We start from the raw sequence: 25,571 nt of genomic DNA, 5'->3' as shown, positions 1-25,571 counted from the left end.
TAAAAACCCTTTACTATTCGTTTAGTAAAGGGTTTTTTGTTTTTAAAACTGTCCTATTACTTGGCTTTTGCTGTAATAACAGTTATTTATTAGCCTTTGCTTTTGCAGTTTCGTTTCGTTCAATTCTATGTTCTGGACGTGTCCATTTTGGTTTCTCACCCAAGGCTTGGTATTGAGAATCTGTAGCCTCTACCGTTTGCGGTTGCATTTTTTTAATAAATGGTTTTTGCGGATTTAAACCAAGTAACTCAAACATTTTCATGTCTTCATTTACGTCTGGGTTTGGTGTAGTAAGCAGTTTGTCGCCAGCAAAAATAGAGTTCGCTCCAGCAAAGAAACACATGGCTTGCCCTTCACGGGTCATTTGTGTTCTTCCGGCACTTAAACGCACTTGGGTTTCTGGCATCACAATACGGGTGGTTGCTACCATACGTACCATTTCCCAAATAGAAACAGGTTCTTGGTCTTCAAGGGGTGTGCCTTCAACAGCCACCAATGCATTAATTGGCACCGATTCTGGTTGCGGATTTAACGTAGAAAGTGCTACCAACATACCAGCTCTGTCTTCAATTTTTTCGCCCATACCAATAATACCACCACTACAAACGGTCACGTTGGTTTTTCGAACATTATCGATAGTTTGTAAACGATCTTCGAAACCACGTGTAGAAATCACTTCTTTATAATATTCTTCCGAAGAATCTAAATTATGATTATAAGCATATAATCCAGCCTCAGCCAAGCGCTTTGCTTGGTTTTCGGTAATCATGCCTAGAGTACAACACACTTCCATATCTAGTTTGTTGATGGTACGCACCATTTCCAACACTTGGTCAAACTCTTCGCCATCTTTTACATTACGCCATGCAGCACCCATACAAACGCGTGAGCTTCCGCTAGATTTAGCACGTAATGCTTGTGCTTTTACTTGTTGAACAGGCATTAAATCGTTACCCTCAATATTGGTATTGTAGCGAGCTGCTTGCGGACAATACCCACAATCTTCAGAACAGCCACCTGTTTTTATGGAAACCAAAGTACTAACCTGTACCGTATTTGGGTCGTGGTGCAAACGGTGAACGGTAGCAGCTTCGTAAAGCAATTCCATTAATGGTTTGTTGTATATATTTAAAATCTCTTCTTTTGTCCAATTGTGTTTTGTCTCGCTCATAAATCTATGGTTAGTAAAATCAAAAATAAGCATAATGCTTAACAAATATTAATATTGGTGTTATAAATTTAACTTTAAAAGATACTTTTATCACGATAAAGGAAGCAATTACCACAAGTTTTTTTAACTTTTATACAAAAGCGTTTCTGTAGGATAATTTGCACTCGTTATTCTACGCTATTATTTTGAAAGTAAAATCGATACCGCATTTCCGCCAAAACCCACGGCATTAACAAGAATGGTTTTAAGTTGATGAGGCGTTTTTTGTTTTTCTAAATAAGGAACTCCAATAAACGCTTGATGTTGAATCATTAAAAGTGCTAATTCAATATTCAGCATACCAGAAGCACCAAAACTATGTCCTACTTTCCATTTGTTGGTAGTTAATGCAGGTGTTTTTTTACAGAATATTTTATTTATGGCATGGTATTCAGATAAATCACCCTTTATGGTGCCAGGAGCATGCATTACGATAACATCAACGTCATCTGGATTTGTATTACCTAACGCCATCTGCATCGATTTTTGAAAACAGGTGGCATCGCTGGAAATGGAAATATTATGTTCTAAAATTTCGGTAGCATAGCCAAAGCCCTTAATGAAGGCTAAAGCATTTTCTGTTTCGCCAATTTCTAAACAAGCCATAGAGGCGCCTTCGCCTAAGACCATGGTGTTTTGGGTTTTATCAAGGTCTAAGGCACGACAGGGGAAGTCATTATTCTCTCGGGCATATACTTTTAAGGCTTGCATCTGCGCAATGGTAAACGCTGTTAAAGGAGCTTCGCTACCACCAACTAAAAACTTGCTGCACATGCCTGCGTTTATCCATGCGATACCATTTAGGATAGCGTGTAATGCTGTCGAACAGGTGATGGAATGACTAATTTCGGGTCCTTGGGTTTGTAAATCATGAGCAACCCACGATGATATATTGCCTAAGGTTGTAGTGGGTGAGCTTAAAGTTTGCGCTTTATTGTTTTTTAAAAAATCGTCGTAATAGGTTTCAAAAAGTTGTGTGGCGCCACGGGAAGAGCCTATGTTTATCCCAAAATTATCTGAACCATTCCAGCCAGCATTTTTTACGGCTTGTCTAGAGGTATAAATGGCATATAAAACAGTGTCGTCTAACGATTTGTATTTGTTATCAGACTGTCTTAAAGTTTCAATAGCTAGTTTAGCTTCTGAAGGAATTTCGGCAACTAAATGTTTTTCGTTTCCAAACGGCTTTTCGGTAATATAATGTTTGTTGTTTAGATAGCTATTCCAAGCCTCGCTTAAGGATTTTCCTAATGGCGAAATGGATGCAATAGCTGTTATGGAAATTGGTTTGAACATAGTTTTTCGTCATGCTGAATTTATTTCAGCATCTCATGATTTTGTGATGTGAATCTGAAACATGTTCAGATTGACGTTCAGTGCGCAAATTTACACTATTGCTAAAGCTTCTTCAATAGTTTTATAAACTTTTTCTAGCTGTTTTTTAGTAATAACGTAAGGTGCTTGAATGTAAATGGTATTCCCAAGTGGGCGTAAAAACACGCCATTATCCATAAAAAATTTGAATAGCTTATCACGAAGATTACCATAACGAGCCATTTCAACATTTAAATCGAGGGCAAAGATAACCCCTGTTTGTCGGGTTGCTTTTACTTTTGGATGATTTTGGATACGCTCATTGAATGCTTCGTGTGAAGCAATAACACGTTGTATATTATTTTGTATTTCTGTCGATTGCAGCAATTCAATACTTGCCAAAGCCGCCGTACATGCCAGTGGATTGGCAGAGTAGGTGTGCCCATGAAACAAACCTTTACTGATATCGTCACTATAAAAAGCATCGTAGATTTCCTGTGTACATGATGTAATTGCCATAGGTAATAAACCGCCAGTTAAGGCTTTGCTTAAACACATAACATCGGGTTTCGTTTCTATATGTAATGAAGCAAAATGTTTTCCGGTTTTACCAAAACCAGTCATTACTTCATCGGCAACAGTTATGATGTTATTGGTTTTACAGAACTTTAGGATGTCGTTTAAACCATCAGGGTTATGCATTTTCATGGCAGCAGCACCTTGTACTAAAGGTTCGTAAACAAAACCTGCTACTTTATTGGTTTTTACAATAGATTTTAAGGTAGTTAAAATGGCTTCATGGTTTTTGCCATTTGGTGTTGGAATGCGTTTTACATCTAAAAAGAAGTCTTCAAATGGCCCGTTGTAAACCGATAATCCTGAAACACTCATGGCACCAAACGTGTCACCATGAAAACCATCTTCAAAAGCGATTAAAACGTTTCTTTTTTCACCGTTGTTAAAGTGATATTGTAACGCCATTTTAATGCCAATTTCCACAGATGTAGAACCATTGTCACTAAAGAAAATTTTGTTTTGGTTTTCCGGAAGAATTTTAATGAGAGCTTCGCTTAGTTTTATAGCAGGTTCATGGGTAAAACCACTAAAAACGACCTGATCTAATTGCTGCATTTGGGCAGAAACTTTACTAATAATATATGCGTTGCAATGCCCGTACATGCAGGTGTACCAAGAAGCGATGGCGTCTATATAGTCATTCCCGTTTTCATCTGTTAAAACACAGCCTTTTGCTTTGGTAATGGCAATGGTTTCGGGGTGCAATTTGTGTTGCGTTAAAGGGTGCCAAAGGTGTTTTTTATCGCGGTCTTGTAATGTCATATTTTTTTATTTCCGCGAAGGCGGAAATCCCATTTTTGTTATACGTTAAATTCATTCTTTAAAAAAAATTATGAGATTCCCTTTTGCAGGAATTCATCAGCATACTCCTTAACCACATTTTTATCAAAATAAGGTTCTTCATCAATGCGTCCAATTATGGGGACGTTTGTCATTTTTTTGATAATATCTTCGGTGGTTTTATGTTCATTTCCACTGAAGATTATAGACACATCAAAACCTTTTTCTTTTAAAAGATTAACGGTTAAAAGGGTGTGGTTGATGCTTCCTAAATAATGCCTAGAAACCACAATAGCTTTGTAGTCAGGGTGTATTAAATCCAACACTGTTTGGGTATTATTTATAGGAACTAATAAGCCGCCAGCGCCTTCTATAATGAGGTTGTTTTTGGTCTTGGGCGCTTTAATTTGGTTTAAATGAATATCAATACCATCAATTTCCGCCGCTGCATGCGGACTCATGGGCGTTTTTAGTGCAAACGCATTGGGATGGAATTTCGATTTAGAATTTGAAACTAAACTTTGAACTTTTTTGGTATCGCTATTGTCTAATTCTCCAGCTTGAATGGGTTTCCAATAATCAGCTTCTAAAGCTTCAACCAAGATAGCCGAAGCGATGGTTTTACCAACATTGGTGGAGATTCCTGTTATGAAGTATGTTGTCATTTTAAATTGAATTCAGTTTTACAATCTTCACATTTGTACTTATATTTTGTATAAATTGGAAATACAAAAACGAAAAAGGTTATTATAAATGCAAAAAACGATTTAATATCTTTTATTGTTGAAAATAATTGGATGTGCTCACTTTTGCAATTAGGACAACAAATAGATTTTCCATCATCATTAATGGAATATTTTTTAATAGTACTTAAAATCTTTTCAGCTTCTTCAGCTTGATTTGATAATACTTTTAGTTTTACACCACCAATAAGATTACTATATAGCGGGTTTGTGTCAATGGTTAAATCGTCTGATAAATAAACTTGAATGCCTTCTGTTTCCAATCGCCCCTTAACAATTTGTGCTTCAGTTGAATATTGAAATCTGGCTATAGTTTTAAATGTATCACTCATATATTCACAAAAGTAGCAAGTAGTTTTAATACTTCCGTTATTTCTTCTTTGGAATTAAAGGCATGCAAACAAAAACGCAAACGTTCTTGACCTTGCGGAACTGTTGGCGACAATATAGGTTTCACATCAAAACTATGTTCTTGAATATTTTTAGCGATGCTTTTTACAGTTTCATTCCCAGAAATGATGCAGCAATGAATCGCCGAATCACTTTCAATAAATATATGGTTGAGGTTGTTTTTTACCAGTTCAGCTTTAAAAAAAGAAATGTTGCTATGTAGTTTTTTAATTGCTGGATGAGATTCCTTATTGTTGTTAGAAATAACAAGTTCGTTATACGCTGCATGTACCGTTGCTAAACTATGTGGAGATAATGCCGTGGTATAAATAAAACTTCTGGCAAAATTTACTAAATATTGTTTTAAATCATCGCTTCCTAAAATAGCGGCGCCATGGCAACCCATGGCTTTTCCAAAAGTGACTAAACGGGCAAATACATCATTTTCTAATCCTAATTCTAGAACAAGTCCTACACCACGTTTGCCAAAAACACCCATCGCATGGGCTTCATCTATAATAAGATAAGCCTTGTTTTCTTTACTGATTTGAGATAGTTTAGCCAAATCGGGTGAATCACCATCCATAGAGAATACTGATTCTGTGACGACATATATAGTATCATGCTGAATTCGTTTCAACATCTCATCCAAACTTCCTAAATCATTGTGCTTAAACTTATAAGCTTTGGCATTGGATAATTGGATGCCATCTCGAATAGAGGCATGAATATACTCATCATATAAAATAACATCACCACGTTGTGGCACACTAGAAAAGAAACCAACATTAGCATCGTAACCCGAATTGAAAATTAAGGCAGATTCACTTTGGTGGAATTCTGACAAAATGGTTTCAATAGTATGAAATAAAGGATGATTTCCAGACAATAATCGCGAACCCGTTGCTCCGTTTTGCTTCATATTATGACCCATTAAAAAATCATGGGCATTATTGAAAACAGTTTCATTTTTAGAAAAACCTAAATAGTCGTTTGATGAAAAATCAACTAAATTAGAAACTGTTCCAAGTTTGCGTAAGGCATGGGCTTCTTTTCGGGTTTCTAGTTTTTGTTGAAGTTTTTTAGGGAGTTCCATAAAGTAAAAGTATAAAGTTAATCGAAGTATTTAACTTTGCCTGATTCTTTAGAAGCTTTTTTGTCTATCCATTTGTAATTATTAGGTACTGTTGCATCTAATAAATCAATGTTTAGTTCTTCGGAAAGTTTAAAACCTATTTTAAAAGCTTCGGCATAATCATATTCTTCGTAGAGTTCCCAATGTTTGTTTTTGTCATACCATAAATTAACTTCAAAAATCTTGTTTCCATCAGTGAGGGGTTCATGAAAAAGAGAAACATACTCTAAATTGGTAATGGTTTTCCACTCGCCTAATTTAATAGGGCCTATTTCAAAGGTTTGTCTAAATTTTGATTTTTTAGTGTCTATATGAATACTTTTTTGAAAACAAAAAGCTATACCAAAAGCAAATAAATAAATAACTGATTTAATGTTGTGACCTAAGTCTATAAGATGATCGTCACTCCAATCTGTTTTATAAAGATAAAATATTAAAAGACCAATTGCAGATGTAAAGATTAAAGAAGCAATAGGTATTTGCCAATAAGGTCTATTTCTTTCAGAAATAATGATATGTTCATCTTTCATAAAACAAATGTATACAAAATTTGTACTTTTGGAATACTATAACATTCTATTTTTAGCTATTATGAAATCGCCACGATTTGGAAATCCAAATACTAATGAAAATAAAGGGATTGCTTCGCCAGTTCGCTATCGCTCGTGTCCATAGGGTCTTTAAAAAACAACTAAAATATATATCTACATATGAAAACACTTTTTTATCTTCTATTGGTTTTTAGCGTATCTATTGGTTTTGCCCAAAACAACCATATTGTAAAAACTGATGACGGCAGGCGTGTGTTATTAAAAGCCGATTATACTTGGGAATATATTGATATAGAAAAACCTACACCAGATAAAAGGTGTAACCTTACGGACGATTTTGTGGAGCCAGCGTTGAACAACAAAATTCAATCACAATTAAAAAAAGGACGCGCTACGATTGATGATGTAAAAAAGAAGGTAGCCAAAGATTACGATTGTGAAGTAGAGGATGTTATTTTGCTATCCGTTTCTGAACAAAAAGTAAAAGCAGTATATCGATTTTGTGCAAACGGCACCAAGGTTACCTATAAGCGAAACGGGCATGCCATTATTGAAAGCGGGAAATTTTTCTAGAAAAATTATCGCATTTCACGTATCTTTACTCTTATGTATGCTTTAGTAGATTGTAACAATTTTTATGCGTCTTGCGAACGCACTTTCAATCCTAATTTACGCCATAAACCCATTGCTATTTTAAGTAATAACGATGGATGTGTCATTTCGCGTAGCGACGAAGCCAAAGCTGTTGGGTTGCCTATGGGTGCGCCTATTTTTAAATGGGAAGGGTTCTGTAAAGAAAACAACATACAAGTATTTTCATCTAATTATCCACTTTACGGCGATATGAGTAGTCGTGTCATGACTATTTTAGAACAATTCACGCCCGATGTCGAGGTATACAGTATTGATGAAGCTTTTATCCAATTTAAAGGTTTTGAAACGTATAATTTTGATGATTACGGAAACCAAATTAGAACCCGTATTTTAAAATGGACAGGTATTCCAACGTGTGTTGGCATGGCGCCAACAAAAGCCTTAAGTAAAGTCGCCAATAAAATTGCCCGTAAATTTCCAGAACAAACCAATGGCGTTTATGTTATTGATTCTGAAGAAAAACGCATTAAAGCCTTAAAGTGGATTAAAATAGAAGATGTATGGGGCATTGGCAGCGGTTTAAGTAAACGCCTAAAGGCAAAAGGTTGCCATACTGCTTTTGATTTTACGCAACTACCAGATGATTGGGTACATAAAAATTTCTCCATTACCGAATGGAAACTTAAAAAAGATTTAGAAGGCATACCCACCTTACAATTAGACGAAGTTAAAACCAAGCAAGCCATTGCAACCACACGAAGCTTCGAATATACGTTTTCAGATATAGAAAACATCAAAGAACGCATTTCAACCTTTGCAACAAGCTGTGCCGAAAAACTGCGTAAACAAGGTTCTAGCTGCCATGCTATTTATGTGACATTAAGTAGCGACAGGCATAAAAAAGATTTAGAGCAGCACCGTGCCAGTAAGCTAGTAAGTCTAAGCTATCCGACCGATTCTAGTTTAATTATCAGTCAAGAAGCGGTAAAAGCCGCAACAAGTATTTTTAAAACGGGCATAAAATACAAACGTGCAGGCGTTGTTGTTATGGGCTTAGTGCCAACTACCAACCACCAATTGCAGTTATTTGAAAGCGAAAACCCAAAACACAAACCTTTAATGCGTGCCATCGATGGTTTAAACGCTAAATACGCCGATTATAAAATAAAGATAGGCAATCAAGATTTAAAACGGACTTGGAAAATGCGACAAGAACGCTTATCACCACGTTACACGACCAATATTAACGATATTATTAAAGTAAAATAAATTCCTGCGTAGGTAGGAATCTTTTTAAACATTATATTTAGCATAAATTAAATTTAAAAACAGAACACCTAATGTTATTAGGGCATTACCACAAGGGTCGGGCTTTATGCGCTACACGGTAGCTTGCTTCAATCCCTAACGCAAACACAAAACACGAAAAAAACATGCTATTACACCAATCTAATAATTTAGCTTTTTTCACTCCAGAAGAGTCGAATAGTTTAGGCGCCTTATTTTTCGAAACAGGAATTTCAGCGGGGTTTCCTTCTCCAGCCGAAGATTTCAAACAGCAACGCCTGTCTTTAGACAAGGAACTTATAAAAAATAAAGAGGCTACTTTTTTTGCACGCGTGAACGGACAATCCATGATTGGTGCAGGACTGGACGACAACGATTTATTGGTAATAGACAGAAGCTTAGAACCATCAAATAATAAAATTGCAGTTTGCTTTTTAGATGGCGAATTCACCGTAAAACGATTAAAAGTAGACAGAGACGAGGTTTGGTTACAACCAGAAAACCCTAATTATCCCATTATAAAAATCACAAGTGAAAACAATTTTATAATTTGGGGCATTGTTACTAATGTGATTAAAAAAGTGTAATGAACTTATCTTGACTTTTTCACTTTAATCGCAAAATCGTAAAATTATATGGTAAACCTTTCTGTTTTAGACATTGCAATCATCGTCATTTTTTTTCTATTATCTCTATTTGTCGGGGTTTGGGTATCTCGACAAGCGGGGAAAAATTCTACCGAGTTTTTCTTGTCGGGGCGCAATATGCCTTGGTGGCTGTTGGGCGTTTCTATGGTAGCAACCACCTTTGCAGCTGATACACCCGGATTGGTAACCGAGTTGGTTAGAAAAAATGGTGTATCCGGTAACTGGGTGTGGTGGGCTATGTTGCTTACAGGTATGTTAACCGTCTTTTTTTATGCCAAACTATGGCGTAAATCTGGAATTGCTACCGATTTAGAGTTCTATGAATTGCGGTATTCTGGTAAATCGGCTGGGTTTTTAAGAGGCTTTCGTGCTATTTATTTGGGTGTTATTTTCAATGTGATTACCATGGCAGGCGTTTGTTTGGCAGGTGCTAAAATTGCTAATATTTTATTAGGAATCTCACAAGTAGAAACCTTGTTGTATTCTTCAATTATAGTTGTAATTTATTCGTCTTTAGGGGGGTTAAAAGGTGTTTTGATAACCGATTTCATTCAGTTTGTTATCGCTATGGTAGGCTCTGTTTGGGCAACCATTTATATTGTAAATCTCCCAGAAATAGGAGGGATGAGTACGTTGCTTTCTCATGCAAATGTAAGTGGCAAATTAAATATTTTACCAGATTTTTCAAATAACGAAGCGTTAATAACTTTATTTATAATTCCGTTTGCTGTACAATGGTGGAGTACTTGGTATCCTGGTGCCGAACCTGGCGGTGGCGGTTATATAGCCCAACGTATGTTAGCGGCAAAAGACGAAAAAAACGCTACTTGGGCTACTTTGTTTTTTAATTTTGCGCATTATGCTTTACGTCCGTGGCCATGGATTTTAGTAGGTTTGGCATCTTTAGTTGTTTTTCCAACCTTAGAAAGTATCAACACAGCGTTTCCTAACTTAAATGCAGATATGCAGGGGCATGATGTTGCCTATGCTGCTATGATGACGTATTTGCCAGCGGGTTTAATAGGTATTGTTTTAACATCGCTAATAGCGGCGTTTATGAGTACCATTTCAACACAGTTAAACTGGGGAAGCTCATATATTGTAAACGATTTTTATGGAAGGTTTATCAATAAAACGGCTTCAGAAAATCAAAAAGTTTTAGTGGGAAGAATTTCTACTGTTTTACTTATGGTTTGTGCGGCTCTTTTTTCATTTTATATTAAATCGGCAAAAGATGTATTCGATTTATTATTACAAATAGGAGCGGGAACAGGTTTGTTGTTTATTATGCGTTGGTTTTGGAAACGCATCAATCCATTTAGCGAAATAGCGGCTATGGTTATTTCTTTTATAATTGCCATTGTCTTTTTTATAAATGGTAAATTAGATGTGCCATGGTTTAATATGGCCGGGTATTGGCAGTTAGTTTTAGGAGTTGTTTTAACAACTATTGGATGGGTTGTTGTAACGCTTTTAACAAAACAATCTGACGCTGAAACCTTAGCGACATTTGAAAGTTTGGTCTATGGTCATGATAGTAAGTTTAAAAATATAGGATATAAAATATTGGCATTCTTTTTAGGGGTTATAGGTACTTATAGCTTTTTATTCGCCACAGGGTATTTTATTTATGGGAAAACACTTTTGGCTTTAGGGTTGTGTGCTTTAACATTTATTTGTTGTTTTCTATTAGTTAAGAATTGGAAAAGGATAGTATAAAAAAAACGCGAAGCTTGAGTGCTTCGCGTTTTTATATTTCAGCTTTTAATTTAATTAGAAATTGTAACGCATGCTAAAGTTCCAAGTCCTTCCATAACCGAATCTACCAGTATTTGATGTATTAATTCCTTTCCAATTTTCAGAAGGATTAGAAGATGCTGGAGTATTTCCGAATACAGACTCTAAATAAAGTTCATCTGTAATATTATAAATATTCACACGGAATTGTAATGATTTATCATCATTTTTACCAAGTAACATTTTATAAGTCAAACCAGTATCGATAGTATTATATGAAGGCATTTTTAATGCGTCAGAACCTGCACCGATATTTGAATACAAATTGTTGTACATGTTCCAGTTAGCATCTACACTAATTCTAGGCAAAAATTCATATCTTCCAGAAACACCAGCTGTAAATTGTGCTGCACCTCCAACTTTTTCACCATCTAATGGGGCAACTCTAGATGTTAACTCAGTATCAGACACATCTTCTCCATCATTATTAAATGCGGTTATAAAACCATTACCTACAAACTCCCAATCTCCAAAAGAAACAAATCCGTTTAAATCTAAGTTATTAAGAGGCTTCGTCATCAACTCTAATTCCACACCCATATGTACTTCTTTAACACCTCTAGTTTGGTAACTAATAAATGCATTTCCAACCTGTCCATTACTATTTACTATGGTTCTATTATCCCATGTGGTATGATATAAGTTTATATTTGCCTTAACTTTATCACCTCCTAATTGATAACCAGCTTCAAAACCAGTAATTTTTTCATTTTCAACCTCTGGGTCTAACAATTCATTACTACTTCTGTCATTCTGAAACAAGAAACTATGGAATGGTTGACGAGAATAATATCCAGCATTAACAAACACTTTATTATAATCGCCCAAACCATAAGCAGCTCCTCCCTTAATATTAAAACCTGGGTTGTTTACTTTTTCAGATTCATCTGCTTTTCCTAAAGTTGATGCGTTTAAATACTCTGTTCTAACATGCGATTGTGTTGATACAGCTCCTTGGAAAAATGCTGAAATTTGATCATTAGTATACTCTAACTGTCCAAACACACCACCATAGTTAATTTGCTCTTCATAGTCGTATCCAAAACGCTCTTCATGGTCTGTATTTGGGTTAAAAAAAACTGTCCAAGGATTGATTCCTCCTTCTTCAGTTAACTGATAGCTACCACTATAGCCACTTGATGCATTAATAGAACTTATACTAATAAACTCCCTAACGTCTCTGAAATGAATTCCGTTATAAAAACGAACATCTGCTCCAACATTCAAGTTTAAATTTTCACTTAATTGGTTATTATAGTTGGTAACTAAACCATACCAATTGTGATTATTATTAGAGCCTCTTGCATATGTTAACTGACCACTTGATGTTATTGCTTGGGCAAAACTACCTCTACCCATAGAACCATATACGACAGTAGACAACGATGAATTTTCATTGATATCTAAATCCCAGCTTAAGTTTGCAACGGGTTTGTGGTAAATGTTCCTTCCACCAGGGTACTTACCACTTTGCAATAAATTTTTGCTTTCTACACCCTCAAAATTCCATGAATTATACTTCCTGCCATTATCCAAAAAGGATTGAATAGAACCGCTTCCTGCTACTGCGTGCCATTGAGGTGCGCCTGTTAATAAGAAGTTGAATGTGTTGTTTTCATTTGGTTTATATCCTACCGAAAAGAAATAAGTTTGTCCTTGCCCGTCTGTATCATCGACATAACCTTCACCCTGCCAGTGTCCAAGTAAAGCTGCAAAAGACCACCCTTTTTCACTTACGCCAGTAGAATAGTAGGCCGTGGTTTTAGTGTAATTGTCATTTGCTATCATTTGTTGTACAAAGCCACCTTCTTTTCTGTCTATAGTTTTAGTAACAATATTTACGGTACCTCCTACAGACGAGATTGCTAATTTAGAAGCTCCTAAACCACGTTGTACCTGTACTGCATTGGCAACATCTAATACACCAGACCAGTTAGACCAATACATTTTACCGTCTTCCATACCATTAATTGGTTGACCGTTTAATAAGAACGCTGTATTAGTTTGATCAAAACCACGTAAGAACATTTGACCGTCACCAAAACCACCTGCTTGAACAGATTGAACTGAAGGTGTTGATTTTAATAAATCTGGCAAATCAAAATTACCTGCTTTTTCTTGGATTTGGCTAGACTTAATTGTAGAAACCGCAATTGGTGTTTTTCTACCTTCAGCTAAATCGATGATTCCAGAACCAACAATAACTATTTCAGCTAAAGAGTTATCAGGAGATAACGCTATATTCCCTAAATCTTTACTCCCAGTAAAAGATAAAGTTATAGAACCATAACCAACATAGGAAATAACAATTTGTCCTGATGTAGCTTGGGTTTGTAATTTAAACTTACCATCAAAATCTGAAGTTGTTCCATTGGTTGTTCCTTTTTCAACAACATTCGCACCTGGTAGTGGCGAATTAAGTTCGGCATCCATAATAGTACCTGTTACTGTACTTTGAGCCATCATTGCTGTAGTGAATAAAAACGCTACAGCCATCAATAAAAATTGAGTAGTTTTTTTCATAATAAAGATTAATTAATTGAATTAGTCGAGGCAAAAATACATATTATAAAAAGATTAACATTACCCAATTGTTAAGAAAAATCGTTTTTGTTGATAAATAAAAACGCCTTAGTATTAAAAATACTAAGGCGTTTTAACTCTTTTTGTAATAAAAATGCTGTGTTTTACGATATTCCCTTGTAATAATTCAATAAATTTTGAGTTGACGAATCATGTTCATTAGCTGCCGTATTGTTAAATTCTTGTAAAATTTTTGTTGCTAATTGCTTACCTAGTTCTACTCCAAATTGGTCGTAACTAAAGATGTTCCAAACAATACCTTGTACAAATATTTTATGCTCATACATGGCTATTAATTTACCTAAACTTTCGGGTGTAAGCTTGTTAATAAAAATGGTGTTTGTAGGTTTGTTCCCTTGAAATATTTTAAATGGAACAATGTCCGATTGTGTTCCCTCTGAAACTACTTCAGCCTCGGTTTTACCGTTTAATAAAGCTTCAGTTTGTGCTAAAAAATTAGACATCAACTTATCTTGATGATCTTGATTGCCATGTAAGGATTTGGCAAACCCAATAAAATCGGCTGGAATTAACTTCGTTCCTTGATGTATCAATTGGAAAAAGGCGTGTTGTGAATTGGTTCCCGGTTCTCCCCAAATAATAGTGCCTGTTTGGTAGTTTATGGGGTTGCCGTTTCTGTCTACGCTTTTACCGTTACTTTCCATAATACCTTGTTGCAAATAGGTTGCAAACTGGTTTAAATATTGAGAGTATGGAATAATAGCTTCACTTTCAGCTTTAAAAAAGTTGTTATACCACACACTTATTAGTGCCAAAATAACTGGGATATTGGTTTTAAAGTCTTCATTTTTAAAATGCTCATCCATTTTGTTGGCACCTTGCAATAAACTGTCAAAGTTTTTATATCCAACGGCTAAACTAATGGTTAAACCAACGGCGCTCCATAATGAAAAGCGGCCTCCAACCCAATCCCACATTGGGAAAATATTATTTTCGTCTATACCAAATGCTTTTACATTTTTAATATTGGTAGAAACCGCTACAAAATGTTTAGCGATCGCTTCTTCGGTTGCCGATTTTAAAAACCAATCTTTTAAGGTATTTGCATTGGACAGTGTTTCTTGTGTAGTAAATGTTTTTGAAACAATTACGAACAGTGTGGTTTCAGGGTTTAGTTTTTTAATAATTTCATTAACGTGGTCGCCATCTACATTACTTACAAAATGTGTAGTTAAATGGTTTTTGTAATACTGAAGCGCATCAACCACCATAGCTGGACCCAAATCAGAGCCGCCAATACCAATATTAACCACATCGGTAAATGTTTTTCCTGTAAAGCCTTTTAGCTCACCATTTACAACTTCATTGGTAAAAGCTTCTATTTTTTGCTTTACGGCATATACTTCTGGCATGACATTAACACCATCTACCTTAAAATCAGCATCTTTTGGAGCTCGTAAAGCGGTATGTAAAACGGCACGACCTTCGGTTTGGTTGATTATATCGCCGGAAAACTGACTTTTAATAGCATCTTTTAGCTGCACCTCATCGGCTAACTCTAATAAATATTTTAAAGTTTCTTCAGTAATTCTGTTTTTTGAAAAATCTACATAAAAATCATCCCAGTTAATAGTGAATTTATTTGCTCGCTCCTTGTTTTGGGCAAATAAATCTTTCATATGAGTATTGCTTATCTTATTATAATGGTCTTGAAGCTTTTTCCAAGAATTTGTTGTTGTTGGGTTTACACTTGGTAGTGCCATAATCTATTTATTTTGGGAGATGAGAGTTTCGTTTTGTTCGTCGTTCGAATTTTCTAAAATAGGCAAGCTATCTAATTTTTCTTTTATTGGTTTTATAAATTCTAAATAGTCGTCTTTAAGAGATTCTGCAATAGGTTCCGATTGTGACAATTTTTCTCTTAACGGGTCGACTTGCTTGCCGTTTTTCCAAAAACGATAGCACACATGCGGGCCGCCTGTATTTCCTGTCATACCTATCCAACCAATAACATCACCTTGCTTAACATGTTGCCCAACCTTAACTTTACGTTTTTGCATGTGCAGGTATTGGGTTTCGTAAGTGCTATTGTGCCTAATTTTTACATAATTACCATTACCGCCTTTATATCGGGATTCGGTAACCGTTCCATTGGCAGTTGCTAAAATAGGCGTTCCAATAGGTGCGGCAAAATCGGTTCCTTTGTGTGGACGTAATGCAAAACCGTAATATGCAATACGTCGGTTTAAGTTATAGCGAGATGAAATTCTACTAAATTGAACGGGTGCTTTTAAAAACGCGCGACGTAAATCTTTGGCAGCTTCGTTGTAATATTCGTAAATGTTTTTTATGGAGTCAGTTCGATATCTAAAGGCATAATAAGGCGTGTTTTTATGGTTAAAAAAGGCGGCTTTAACTTTATGTACCCCAGCATAAATGGTATCATCAATGTATTTATCGGTATAAATAACTTTAAAGGAATCCCCTTTTTGAAGTCGTGTAAAATCTATAGTCCAAGCATATATTTGTTCTGCCAGCATGTTGGTTAAAATAGGGCTAATGCCTTTTTTATCTAAAATTTCGGAAATACTACTTGTAACAATGCCTGTAACTGTTTTTTCGACGTATTTAATAGGTTTTCTGCTTGTATAAGCATGAATGGAATCTTGAAAATTTATAACTACAAACTCTTCTTGGTTGGGTTGGTATATAAAACATCTAGGGGTTTCCAGAGAATCTTTAGAGCAAAGTAGGGTATAAGGTTTCCCTATTTGAAGGCGTCTAATATCAAAGGTGTCTCTGGCTTTTTCGGCAATTGAAAATATTCTTGGATAGCCAATTTTGTTACGTTCTAAAATAAGCCCAAAGCTATCTCCTTTTCTTACGGTATCTCTTTTTACAACAAAATCACTTAGATTAAAACCGAATTCGTATATATCGGCAGGTTTTTCTATAACGGCTACTTCTTCTTCTACGGGTTGCTCTTTTTGTTTACACCCAATGACGCTTAATAATACTAATAAAATTACTAAATATTTACTCCCCATTCTTCTATTTCTTGCTTTGTCCATAAGTCCGGAAAAAATATTCTTTTTTGATACTTTGGATGCATGTATTTTACCCATTCACTTCCTCCTGTTGCTTCGGCAGTTTTTCCACCTATATTTAAATAATGATTTGCGGTATTATAATGTGCCATCACCCATTTTATGTTTACGGTATAATCAAAATGGCGCATGGCATTAATTAACTCTTTGTTCTCTTTGGCTTCCTTGGGAAGTTCTTTAAATTTTGAGTATAAATTATTTGTGCCGTAAAACTGGGCAAATCTAATAAATTCGTCTTTATATTTTTCCTCAAAAACTGTTAATGTATAATTTTTTTTGCCTGTTTTATAATTTTTCCCAGCAGCTTGCCAATATAAATGCTCGAAAGCATTTTCATAAGAAGAATTTCTATCGATGGTATCTCTAAAACGTTTATCTATTAAGTTTATAAGTTCGGTTGATGCAAACTCGATTTTTCTGTATTGGGCACTTTGAAACCCGCTAGCCGGTGTTAAGGTTTTCCTGAATTTGTTGTATTGATCGACATCCATACCGTCTTTCATGATTGTAAATGAAGATGTTAGTATATCGAAATAGCGGCTAATGCGCATTAGTTTTGATGTAAACAATTCAACTGTTAACGCTTTGCTTTTTGCTACTTGATCTATTTCAATAAGTACCATTTTAAACAGGAGTTCGTTTATTTGATGGTACATAATAAATACCATTTCATCTGGAAAAACAGTGCGTTGTACTTGAAGATTTAGCAAGACATCGGTCTGAATATAATCCCAATAATTTATAGGTTTACTGTGCAATAAGCCTTCTAGGTAATCTTCTAAATCTTGGTCTATTGCCTCGTATTTTTCCTTAAGTTGACTGTTTATTTTAGATTTCAATTTTTTTTAATTAGGAACGATTATTTTAAAAGGGTGCTTCAATCCTTTAAAGGCTTCTAAATCGGCACGTAAAGAACCTACTCTTAAATCGGCTTTTATACGCAAAGGTATTTTATTTTTATCTTTTGATACCCAAAGTGTTAAGCTCTCTTCTTCTTTAAAAACCCTGCCAGCCATAACATAGGGTCTAAATTTTAAAGCCTCTATTTTACCAAAATCGGTATCAATATTTTCTGTGCCTAAGTATTGTAATTTAAATCCGTAATTTTCTTCATCAAAAAACATATCGGTGCGTATTTCATCGCCTACTTTTAAGGTGCTTACGTCAATTTTATTACGCAAATAATAATAGGTGGATACCATATCTTGAATGTTTGGTTTGGTATCAAACACTGCTTTTGTTTTTTTCTTTTTGTCGTTTACGTGGGCTTTATTGTTTTTTTGGTCGAAATCAATCTCAATATTTTTAGTATGCCCGCCTTCATCTATATCCCTAATAAATTTATAAGGTAGCAATGTATGTGTATCAAAATAACTTTCGTAGCGGTCTTTTACTTTAAAAAACCATTTAATCATGCCAGAGGTCCAACCTTTTCCAACGACGTGGTAAACATTTTTATCATTAAGTTTGGATTCTTTTACATGCAATGAAGCGTTTCCTGCTTTTAAAAAACCGCTGTAACTCATTTTAAATAGAAACCATTCGCCATCACCAAACGCCGATTCTTGTTGAGCAAAAGCTATTTGTGTAGTTATTATTGTGAATGTTATAAGTAGTATCTTTTTCATTTTATTTGGGTATTTGTAACTAACTTCTTAAAATTATGTGTTACATGATTTATTAAGAATTTGCAATTACTGTTCCAAAAATATAAAAATTACTTGTAAGGTTTATAATTAATAGGAAACCTTAATATTTATTTATTATAAAAATCACACAAAAGCTACCAAAAATGGGATGGCATTTAAAAGACTTAGGTGTTTGTTAAAGTGTGCCTCTGTTGGCCTGTTCTCTTTCTATGGATTCGAAAAGTGCTTTAAAGTTTCCTGCTCCAAAACCACGAGCACCCATACGCTGAATAATTTCGAAGAACAACGTTGGCCTATCTTCTACAGGTTTTGTGAATATTTGCAGTAAATAGCCTTCTTCATCGGCATCAATCATAATACCCAAACTTTTAAGGGTTTCAATATCTTCCCGCAATTCGTGATTGTGTTCGTGCAATCTATCTGGAACCGCTTTATAGTAAGCTTCTGGGGGTGTGGATAAAAATTCGACACCTCTAGCTTTTAACTGGCTTACTGCATTTATAATATCATCGGTTGCTACTGCTATATGCTGAACTCCGGCACCTTCGTAAAAATCGAGATATTCTTCAATTTGTGAACGTTTTTTTCCTTTTGCAGGCTCGTTTATAGGGAATTTGATGCGTCCGTTACCGTTACTCATCACTTTACTCATTAAAGCAGAATATTCGGTATGGATTTGTTTGTCATCAAACGACAAGAAGTTTTCAAATCCCATAACCTCTTCATACCACTTTACCCAAACATTCATTTGTCCCCAACCTACGTTGCCAACCATGTGATCTATAAATTTCAATCCGACAGGTGTTGGATTATAATCGGATTCCCATTTCCTAAAGCCTGGCAAAAAGGTGCCTTTGTAGTTTTTGCGTTCTACAAACATATGTACAGTTTCGCCGTAGGTATAAATACCTGCACGTACGACTTCGCCATGTTCATCGGTTTCAACAATGGGTTCCATATACGATTTGGCACCTCTACTTGTCGTTTCGTGGTATGCTTTTCTGGCATCTTCAACCCAAAGTGCTATTACCTTTACACCATCACCATGTTTTACAATATGGTCGTTTACTGGCGATTTGCTGGTTAATGGTGTGGTTAGTACCAAACGGATCTTATCTTGTTTAAGCACATAACTCACCGTATCTTTTGAGCCGGTTTCCAAGCCTTTATAGGCATGCGATTGAAATCCAAAAGCTGTTTTGTAAAAATGTGCTGCTTGCTTCGCGTTGCCTACATAGAATTCTACATAGTCGGTTCCTAAAAGGGGCAAAAAATCTTGTGCGCCTTTAAATATTTTTTCTAAACCGTAGTTTACTGATTTTATGTTTTTACTCATTCTTTTGAACGTTTATTTGTTTATTCGTTGATGTGTTCATTTGATAACAAATTGTATGTTCTAGCCCTGATTGAAGCGACATCCTTTTGCTTTTTCAGCAAAAGATATAGAGAAAAGCAGGAAATTGCTTCTAAAAATTTTAATGTTCCAACCACGATTTATGATAGTCCTCATCGGCTATTTTTATACCTTCTTCGGTAACCATTAGGGGTTTAAAAGTGTCTATCATAACTGCTAATTCATCGGTTTTGGTTTTTCCTACACTACGTTCGGCTGCTCCTGGATGCGGTCCATGCGGAATACCGGCTGGATGTAACGAAATATGTCCCTGCTCAACATCGTTCCTACTCATAAAATCGCCATCTACGTAATATAGCACCTCATCGCTATCTATATTGCTGTGATTGTATGGTGCTGGAATGGATAATGGGTGATAGTCGTACAGCCTAGGCACAAAACTACACACCACAAAAGCATCGGTTTCAAAAGTTTGGTGTACTGGCGGTGGTTGGTGAATACGCCCTGTTATGGGTTCGAAATTATGAATTGAAAATGCATACGGATAGTTATAGCCATCATACCCAACCACATCAAACGGATGCGACGCATACACCATTTCGATGATATCGTCTTGCTTTTTTACTTTAATTAAAAAGTTACCTGTTTCGTTGTAGGTTTCTAATTCTTGTGGGCGACGCATATCGCGTTCGCAATAGGGTGCATGTTCCAAAAGTTGCCCAAACCAATTTCGGTAACGTTTTGGGGTATAAATGGGGCGGCGGGATTCGACTATAAATAATCGGTTATCTTCGGAATCAAAATCTATTTTATAAATGACACCTCTTGGTACTAATAAATAATCACCATATTTAAAATCGATATTTCCTAAATGGGTTCTTAATTTACCTGAACCTTTATGAATAAAAATCAGTTCGTCGGCGTCGGCGTTTTTATAAAAATAATCTTGTGTTGATTGTTTTGGTGCTGCTAAAACAATTGCACAGTCTTTATTAACTAAAACGGTTTTTCGGCTTTCTAAATAATCTTGTTCTGGTTTTACTTTGAAGCCTTTAAAACGATATGATTGTATATTATTTGCTTTTGCAATTTTTGGAGAAACGCTGTACTGTTTTTTTATTTCTTTTACTTGTGTTGGTCGCTGTTCATGGTAGCTATTTGTATACATGCCATCGAAACCAATGGTGCCAAATAACTGCTCGTAATACAAACTGCCATCTGGTTTTCTAAATTGCGTATGGCGCTTAGGTGGAATGTTTCCTAATTTATGATAAAAAGGCATACTGATAAGTTTTAAAAGTTAAAAAGTTGAAAGTTGCCCTAAAACTATACTAGGGCAGCAACAAACTAAAAATCAATTATATAAAGATACGATAAAGTATGCTTATTCAGGATTTCTCTTGATAAGGAAGTGTAGAAATAATAATAAGTCTTGCCAAAAAAGTTGCATAACTTAACAAATATAATTATTTATTGTAATAAAACCTTAAGATTTCCGAGAAAGCAAAAATGGTACAGGGCATTCGCATTTAAAATTTTTACCGCAGATTTGCAGATTACCTAAAATGTTAAAAATCTGCGAATTTGCGGTAAAATGTCACCGATTAATTTCGCAAGCTAACCTTGCAGGTTTAGTCTGCAAACAAAACCATGGACTTCAAGTCCATAGAAGAGTGGTTTATTTCTGAAATTGGTGCATTTGGCCTGGGTATTAGTACCAAAAACCGACATTAAAAAACCAGTAGCTTCTACCTTGTTCTGGCGAGTAACTGTATTTTGCTTGGATGGGACCAACAAACGTTTCAATGGCGTAACCTAAAGCATAACCTCTATAATCGGGAAGTGTAAACCATTCGCCAGTTTCAAAAATATTATCTTCTACATTTGCCCAGTTACCTTCTAAGGTTATGTGATGCTTTTTAAATATTTGATAATCGGCAGTTAAAGATGCTTTTACAAAACTATTCCCCGTAAGGGAAATAAAATCGTATCCTACAAACGGAATAAAATTATTTATTAAGTTATAGCCATTTCCTCCTAACGCAAAATCTAAAGTCCTTGTTGATTTATCGCCTATTTTAAACCCGCCACCAGTTTGTAAATTAAATGCTAATTTATTAGAAACACTAAAGGCATAACCCATATTGGCTTTAGCTATTGAAAAATTATCGAAGCTTTCATTAAAACTTGATGCAAATAGGTACATGTGTAAATCGCCATTAAAATACACGCCTTTTTTTGGGAAATATTTATTATCGTAAGTGTCTAGCTTTAACCCACCAAAAACACTTAAATAATCGGTACTTTCAAATACAAATTCGTTGGTTTCGTTATTTGTTGCAAGGGTTTCGGTTTTTACTTCTAATCGTTTATGCTCTAATCCAGCACTTAGCGCAAAATCTTTTCTAAACAAGGTTTGCAAATAAATTTGATTGGTTTGATCTTGTAATTTAGCATCTATTTTATTTAACCCGGAACCGGATATTTGAGCATCGTCTAGCAGTAGTTTTGCGTTAATATCTTTATTAAATTGATTGTATCTGGATTTTAACCCAATACTCCAGTAAAAGCCTTTATCTATAAAATATTCAAGATTGTAACGTACATTATCACCTAAAATAATATCTAATGAAGCCACATCGTTATCAAAGAGCCAGCGTTTTTTCGTTAGATTAACTAATGCCGCACTTTTATATAAATCATCAAAATGCAATCCTAATTTTAAAAAGCTCGTGATTTTAGTTTCTACCAAATTTGCTGTTAAATTGTAGCCTTCTTTATTTTCGCTATTTTTTAATTTATATTCAAACGAATCAAAGTTATTAGTGGCAATTAAATTGTTAATACCGCTATTAAAATAATCATAACTAATTTTTTCATTGGTTTTTAATCTTAGTTTTCCTAAAATATAAGCTCTAGTGTATTGTTTATTTCCTTTTATAACAATGTTGTTAATTATAATACTGTCTTTAGCTTTGCTATTAATTTTAGATTTGATTTCAGAAGAATTTTTATCGGTTAATTTTTTTAAAGCATCCATTTTTGCAATGGTGGCTTGTTTACCGCTTTCAATAATTTTTGAACCTTCGCTAAATGATATCACAGAATACTCTTTAATGTCTGGTTTAATATAGATATCGGTTTTTTTAACTTTCAATTTCATGTCATTAATAGTTCTGAAATTGTTTATTTGAACCAATACATCTGGAGCCGATGTTAGCTCTTCTCTGCTAGCCAAACCATCTTGTACATCTACACCAATAATGATATCCATTCCTTTAGCACGTAGCCCATCAATTGGATAATTATTTACGACACCACCATCAATTAACATTTGTCCATCTATAATAACTGGTTGAAATAAAGTTGGTAATGCGCCACTTGCCATAATAGATTGTGCTAAGTTGCCTGAATCCAACATGACGGCTTGTCCTGTTTCAATATCGGTAGCTATACAGAAAAATGGTATGGGCAATTTACTAAAGTCATTTATTTCGCTAACATGCAGCGTGAGTTTTGAAAATAAGGCATAGGTATTCTGACCCCGGGATAGTGCCGATGGTAACTTAATTTTAAAATTCTCAAACGGGAGTGTTACTGCATATTTTTCAGAGTTATCACGTTCATAAAAGGCTTTGGACGCTCTTGGCAAATCGTCGTTTATTAACGTATCAAAATCAATTTCATTAAAGATAGAATCAAGTTGTTTGCCTGTATACCCAGAAGCATAAAGTGAACCAATAATGGCTCCCATACTGGTGCCTGCAACATAATCTATTTTTACGCCCAGACTATCTATAACCTTTAACACGCCAATGTGCGCCAATCCTTTTGCCCCACCGCCACTTAAAACCAATCCAATTTTGACATCATCTTTTTCTGTGTTTTGAGAATACCCCTCAAAACATAAAATAAAAATAAGACATGTTAAAAAATACTTCATTTGGTGATTTTTATTATTTGTTAATGGTCAAATGGAACATCTACATCCTCATTAATTAAGAATTCGAATCTGGAATGTTTCATTTAGTATGGTAATAATTATAAATTTTTTCGGCTCTAGACACACCAACAACAGGCTCTAACTCATCTAACTTTGCATTGGCAACACGCTTCGCAGATTTAAAATGCTTTAGCAGATCTACAATTGTTTTTTCACCAATGCCCGGAATTGTTTCCAATTCAGTATTTAACGCACTTTTGCTTCGTTTATTTCTATGGTGTTCTATACCAAAACGATGTGCTTCGTTACGTAATTGTTGTATGACTTTTAGAGTTTCGCTTTTCTTATCTAAATATAGTGGAATTGGATCGTTTGGGTAAAATAATTCTTCTAAACGTTTTGCAATTCCGATGATTGCTATTTTTCCTCTTAATTCTAAAGCATCTAGGCTTTTTAAAGCAGATGATAATTGTCCTTTGCCACCATCGATGATAATGAGTTGTGGCAAGGATTGTTCTTCATCCAGCATCCGTTTGTAACGACGGTAAACAACTTCTTCCATCGAAGCAAAATCATCTGGGCCAACGACCGTTTTTATATTAAAATGCCTATAATCCTTTTTGCTTGGCTTCCCGTTTCTAAAAACCACACATGCCGCAACGGGGTTGGTGCCTTGAATATTCGAGTTATCAAAACACTCTATATGTCGTGGCTCTTCATGCAACCTTAAATCAGCTTTCATTTGTGCCATAATTCTATTGGTATGCCTATCGGGATCCACAATTTTATCTTGTTTAAAACGCTCCATGCGGTAATATTTGGCGTTTCTAAGTGATAAGTCCAATATGTGTTTTTTATCGCCCAATTGTGGCACAGTTACCTTGATGCCTTCACCCAATTCAACTTTAAAAGGTACATAAATTTCTTTTGATGTGGAATGAAAACGCTGACGGATTTCGGTAATTGCTAACTCTAATAACTCTACGTCGGTTTCGTCTAATTTCTTCTTGATTTCTAAAGTATGCGAACGGATAATAGACCCGTAAGATAGCTGTAGAAAATTGACATATCCATAACTTTCGTCACTCATTATTGAAAACACATCTACATTGCTGATTTTAGGGTTTACAATGGTAGATTTGGCTTGGTAGTTTTCAAGAATTTCGATTTTTTCCTTAATTTTTTGAGCTTCTTCAAAACGCATGTCTTCAGCAAGTCGTTTCATTTGGGTTTTAAACTGAGACAGGGAATCTTTGAAATTTCCTTTTAAAATTTCTTTGATATCCTTAATATTTTTACTGTATGCTTCTTCCGTTTCAAAACCTTCACAAGGGCCTTTACAGTTTCCTAAATGGTATTCCAAACACACTTTGTATTTGCCTGCTTCAATTTTGCTTTCAGATAAATCATAATTGCAATTCCGAAGCGGATACAAGCCTTTTATTAAATCTAACAGCGTGTGAACTGTTTTCATACTGGTATACGGCCCAAAATAATCGCTGCCATCTTTAAAAATCCTGCGGGTAGAAAACACTCTGGGGAAACGTTCGTTTTTTATACAAATCCAAGGGTACGATTTGTCGTCTTTCAACATCACATTATACTTGGGTTGATACTTTTTAATTAGGTTGTTTTCAAGTAGCAAGGCATCCGTTTCGGTATCAACGACAATATGTTTTATGGTAGCGATTTTTTTTACCAATACACGTGTTTTCCCATTATCGTGTGTTTTGGTAAAATAACTACCAACCCGTTTCTTTAAATTTTTGGCTTTTCCAACGTAAATAATCGTGCCTTCAGCATCATAATACTGGTACACACCTGGTTGATTTGGTAAGGTTTGTAATTGTATTTCTAAGGTAGGTTTATCCATCAACGTAAAGGTAATTATTTTAATTTTTTATTGATAAAATACACTTGTATAAATCTGTTAAACTTTTGAAGCTACAC

Annotated in this window: 21 protein-coding genes; 5 read left to right on the top strand and 16 right to left on the bottom strand. The window is 35.1% G+C overall.

Translation table 11 applies throughout. The annotated features are described in order from the left end of the window. Positions 1 to 82 precede the first annotated feature (82 nt). The 7 genes from bioB to CJ739_RS06335 form a co-directional block, all read right to left on the bottom strand. A complete protein-coding gene (bioB, locus tag CJ739_RS06365; RefSeq protein WP_117178796.1) occupies positions 83 to 1,171 on the bottom strand; it encodes a biotin synthase BioB in 1,089 nt (362 codons plus the stop codon). Between the two features lie 180 nt (positions 1,172 to 1,351). Further along, complete coding sequence (locus CJ739_RS06360) at positions 1,352 to 2,506, bottom strand: beta-ketoacyl synthase N-terminal-like domain-containing protein (protein WP_117173519.1); 1,155 nt, start codon at positions 2,504 to 2,506, stop codon at positions 1,352 to 1,354. Between the two features lie 90 nt (positions 2,507 to 2,596). Beyond that, positions 2,597 to 3,862 carry an adenosylmethionine--8-amino-7-oxononanoate transaminase gene (gene bioA / locus CJ739_RS06355; RefSeq protein WP_117173517.1) on the bottom strand — a complete coding sequence of 422 codons (1,266 nt, stop codon included), beginning with the start codon at positions 3,860 to 3,862 and terminating at the stop codon, positions 2,597 to 2,599. A 68-nt stretch (positions 3,863 to 3,930) separates the two neighbouring features. After that, entirely contained in the window at positions 3,931 to 4,545 is a 615-nt protein-coding gene (bioD, locus tag CJ739_RS06350; protein WP_117173515.1) for a dethiobiotin synthase, read from the bottom strand. Further along, complete coding sequence (locus CJ739_RS06345) at positions 4,542 to 4,955, bottom strand: putative signal transducing protein (protein ID WP_117173513.1); 414 nt, start codon at positions 4,953 to 4,955, stop codon at positions 4,542 to 4,544. Before CJ739_RS06345 ends, bioD begins: the two co-directional genes overlap by 4 nt. Continuing rightward, a complete protein-coding gene (locus CJ739_RS06340; RefSeq protein WP_117173510.1) occupies positions 4,952 to 6,109 on the bottom strand; it encodes an aminotransferase class I/II-fold pyridoxal phosphate-dependent enzyme in 1,158 nt (385 codons plus the stop codon). Before CJ739_RS06340 ends, CJ739_RS06345 begins: the two co-directional genes overlap by 4 nt. Positions 6,110 to 6,126: 17 nt before the next feature. Continuing rightward, positions 6,127 to 6,678 (bottom strand): hypothetical protein, encoded by a 552-nt coding sequence (locus CJ739_RS06335; RefSeq protein ID WP_117173508.1) that lies wholly within the window; start codon positions 6,676 to 6,678, stop codon positions 6,127 to 6,129. 7 nt (positions 6,679 to 6,685) lie between these two features. Between CJ739_RS06335 and CJ739_RS20290 the strand changes: the two genes are divergently transcribed. From CJ739_RS20290 to CJ739_RS06315, 5 genes are all read left to right on the top strand, one after another. Further along, a complete protein-coding gene (locus CJ739_RS20290) occupies positions 6,686 to 6,823 on the top strand; it encodes a hypothetical protein (protein WP_162880143.1) in 138 nt (45 codons plus the stop codon). Between the two features lie 35 nt (positions 6,824 to 6,858). Further along, positions 6,859 to 7,272, top strand: a complete 414-nt coding sequence (locus tag CJ739_RS06330; protein ID WP_117173506.1) for a DUF3157 family protein — start codon at positions 6,859 to 6,861, stop codon at positions 7,270 to 7,272. A 33-nt stretch (positions 7,273 to 7,305) separates the two neighbouring features. Next, on the top strand, positions 7,306 to 8,562 hold the full coding sequence (locus CJ739_RS06325; RefSeq protein ID WP_117173504.1) for a Y-family DNA polymerase: 1,257 nt from the start codon (positions 7,306 to 7,308) through the stop codon (positions 8,560 to 8,562). Between the two features lie 164 nt (positions 8,563 to 8,726). Then, a complete protein-coding gene (locus CJ739_RS06320; RefSeq protein ID WP_117173502.1) occupies positions 8,727 to 9,167 on the top strand; it encodes a LexA family protein in 441 nt (146 codons plus the stop codon). Between the two features lie 48 nt (positions 9,168 to 9,215). Continuing rightward, a complete protein-coding gene (locus CJ739_RS06315) occupies positions 9,216 to 10,946 on the top strand; it encodes a sodium:solute symporter family protein (RefSeq protein WP_117173500.1) in 1,731 nt (576 codons plus the stop codon). Positions 10,947 to 11,000: 54 nt separating this feature from the next. Here CJ739_RS06315 and CJ739_RS06310 read toward each other — a convergent pair whose 3' ends face one another. The 9 genes from CJ739_RS06310 to uvrC all read right to left on the bottom strand — a co-directional run bounded on the left by CJ739_RS06310 (position 11,001) and on the right by uvrC (position 25,494). Continuing rightward, a complete protein-coding gene (locus tag CJ739_RS06310) occupies positions 11,001 to 13,547 on the bottom strand; it encodes a TonB-dependent receptor (protein ID WP_117173498.1) in 2,547 nt (848 codons plus the stop codon). A 164-nt stretch (positions 13,548 to 13,711) separates the two neighbouring features. Beyond that, complete coding sequence (gene pgi / locus CJ739_RS06305) at positions 13,712 to 15,331, bottom strand: glucose-6-phosphate isomerase (protein ID WP_117173495.1); 1,620 nt, start codon at positions 15,329 to 15,331, stop codon at positions 13,712 to 13,714. Between the two features lie 3 nt (positions 15,332 to 15,334). Further along, positions 15,335 to 16,615: a peptidoglycan DD-metalloendopeptidase family protein gene (locus CJ739_RS06300; protein WP_117173493.1), complete on the bottom strand. Its 1,281-nt coding sequence runs from the start codon at positions 16,613 to 16,615 to the stop codon at positions 15,335 to 15,337. Beyond that, on the bottom strand, positions 16,597 to 17,514 hold the full coding sequence (locus tag CJ739_RS06295) for a tryptophan 2,3-dioxygenase family protein (RefSeq protein WP_117173491.1): 918 nt from the start codon (positions 17,512 to 17,514) through the stop codon (positions 16,597 to 16,599). The genes CJ739_RS06300 and CJ739_RS06295 overlap by 19 nt, the downstream gene beginning before the upstream one ends. A gap of 6 nt (positions 17,515 to 17,520) precedes the next feature. Further along, positions 17,521 to 18,303 carry a DUF3108 domain-containing protein gene (locus tag CJ739_RS06290; protein WP_117173489.1) on the bottom strand — a complete coding sequence of 261 codons (783 nt, stop codon included), beginning with the start codon at positions 18,301 to 18,303 and terminating at the stop codon, positions 17,521 to 17,523. 196 nt (positions 18,304 to 18,499) lie between these two features. Next, on the bottom strand, positions 18,500 to 19,660 hold the full coding sequence (gene hppD / locus CJ739_RS06285) for a 4-hydroxyphenylpyruvate dioxygenase (protein WP_117173487.1): 1,161 nt from the start codon (positions 19,658 to 19,660) through the stop codon (positions 18,500 to 18,502). A 139-nt stretch (positions 19,661 to 19,799) separates the two neighbouring features. Next, a complete protein-coding gene (locus CJ739_RS06280; RefSeq protein ID WP_117173485.1) occupies positions 19,800 to 20,960 on the bottom strand; it encodes a homogentisate 1,2-dioxygenase in 1,161 nt (386 codons plus the stop codon). Positions 20,961 to 21,389: 429 nt separating this feature from the next. Then, complete coding sequence (locus CJ739_RS06275) at positions 21,390 to 23,621, bottom strand: patatin-like phospholipase family protein (RefSeq protein WP_117173483.1); 2,232 nt, start codon at positions 23,619 to 23,621, stop codon at positions 21,390 to 21,392. Positions 23,622 to 23,700: 79 nt separating this feature from the next. Beyond that, complete coding sequence (uvrC, locus tag CJ739_RS06270) at positions 23,701 to 25,494, bottom strand: excinuclease ABC subunit UvrC (RefSeq protein ID WP_117173481.1); 1,794 nt, start codon at positions 25,492 to 25,494, stop codon at positions 23,701 to 23,703. Positions 25,495 to 25,571 lie beyond the last annotated feature (77 nt).

Origin of the sequence: Mariniflexile sp. TRM1-10 (assembly GCF_003425985.1) — a bacterium.
GTDB lineage: Bacteria > Bacteroidota > Bacteroidia > Flavobacteriales > Flavobacteriaceae > Mariniflexile.
This window is presented reverse-complemented; position numbering and strand designations above follow the sequence as displayed.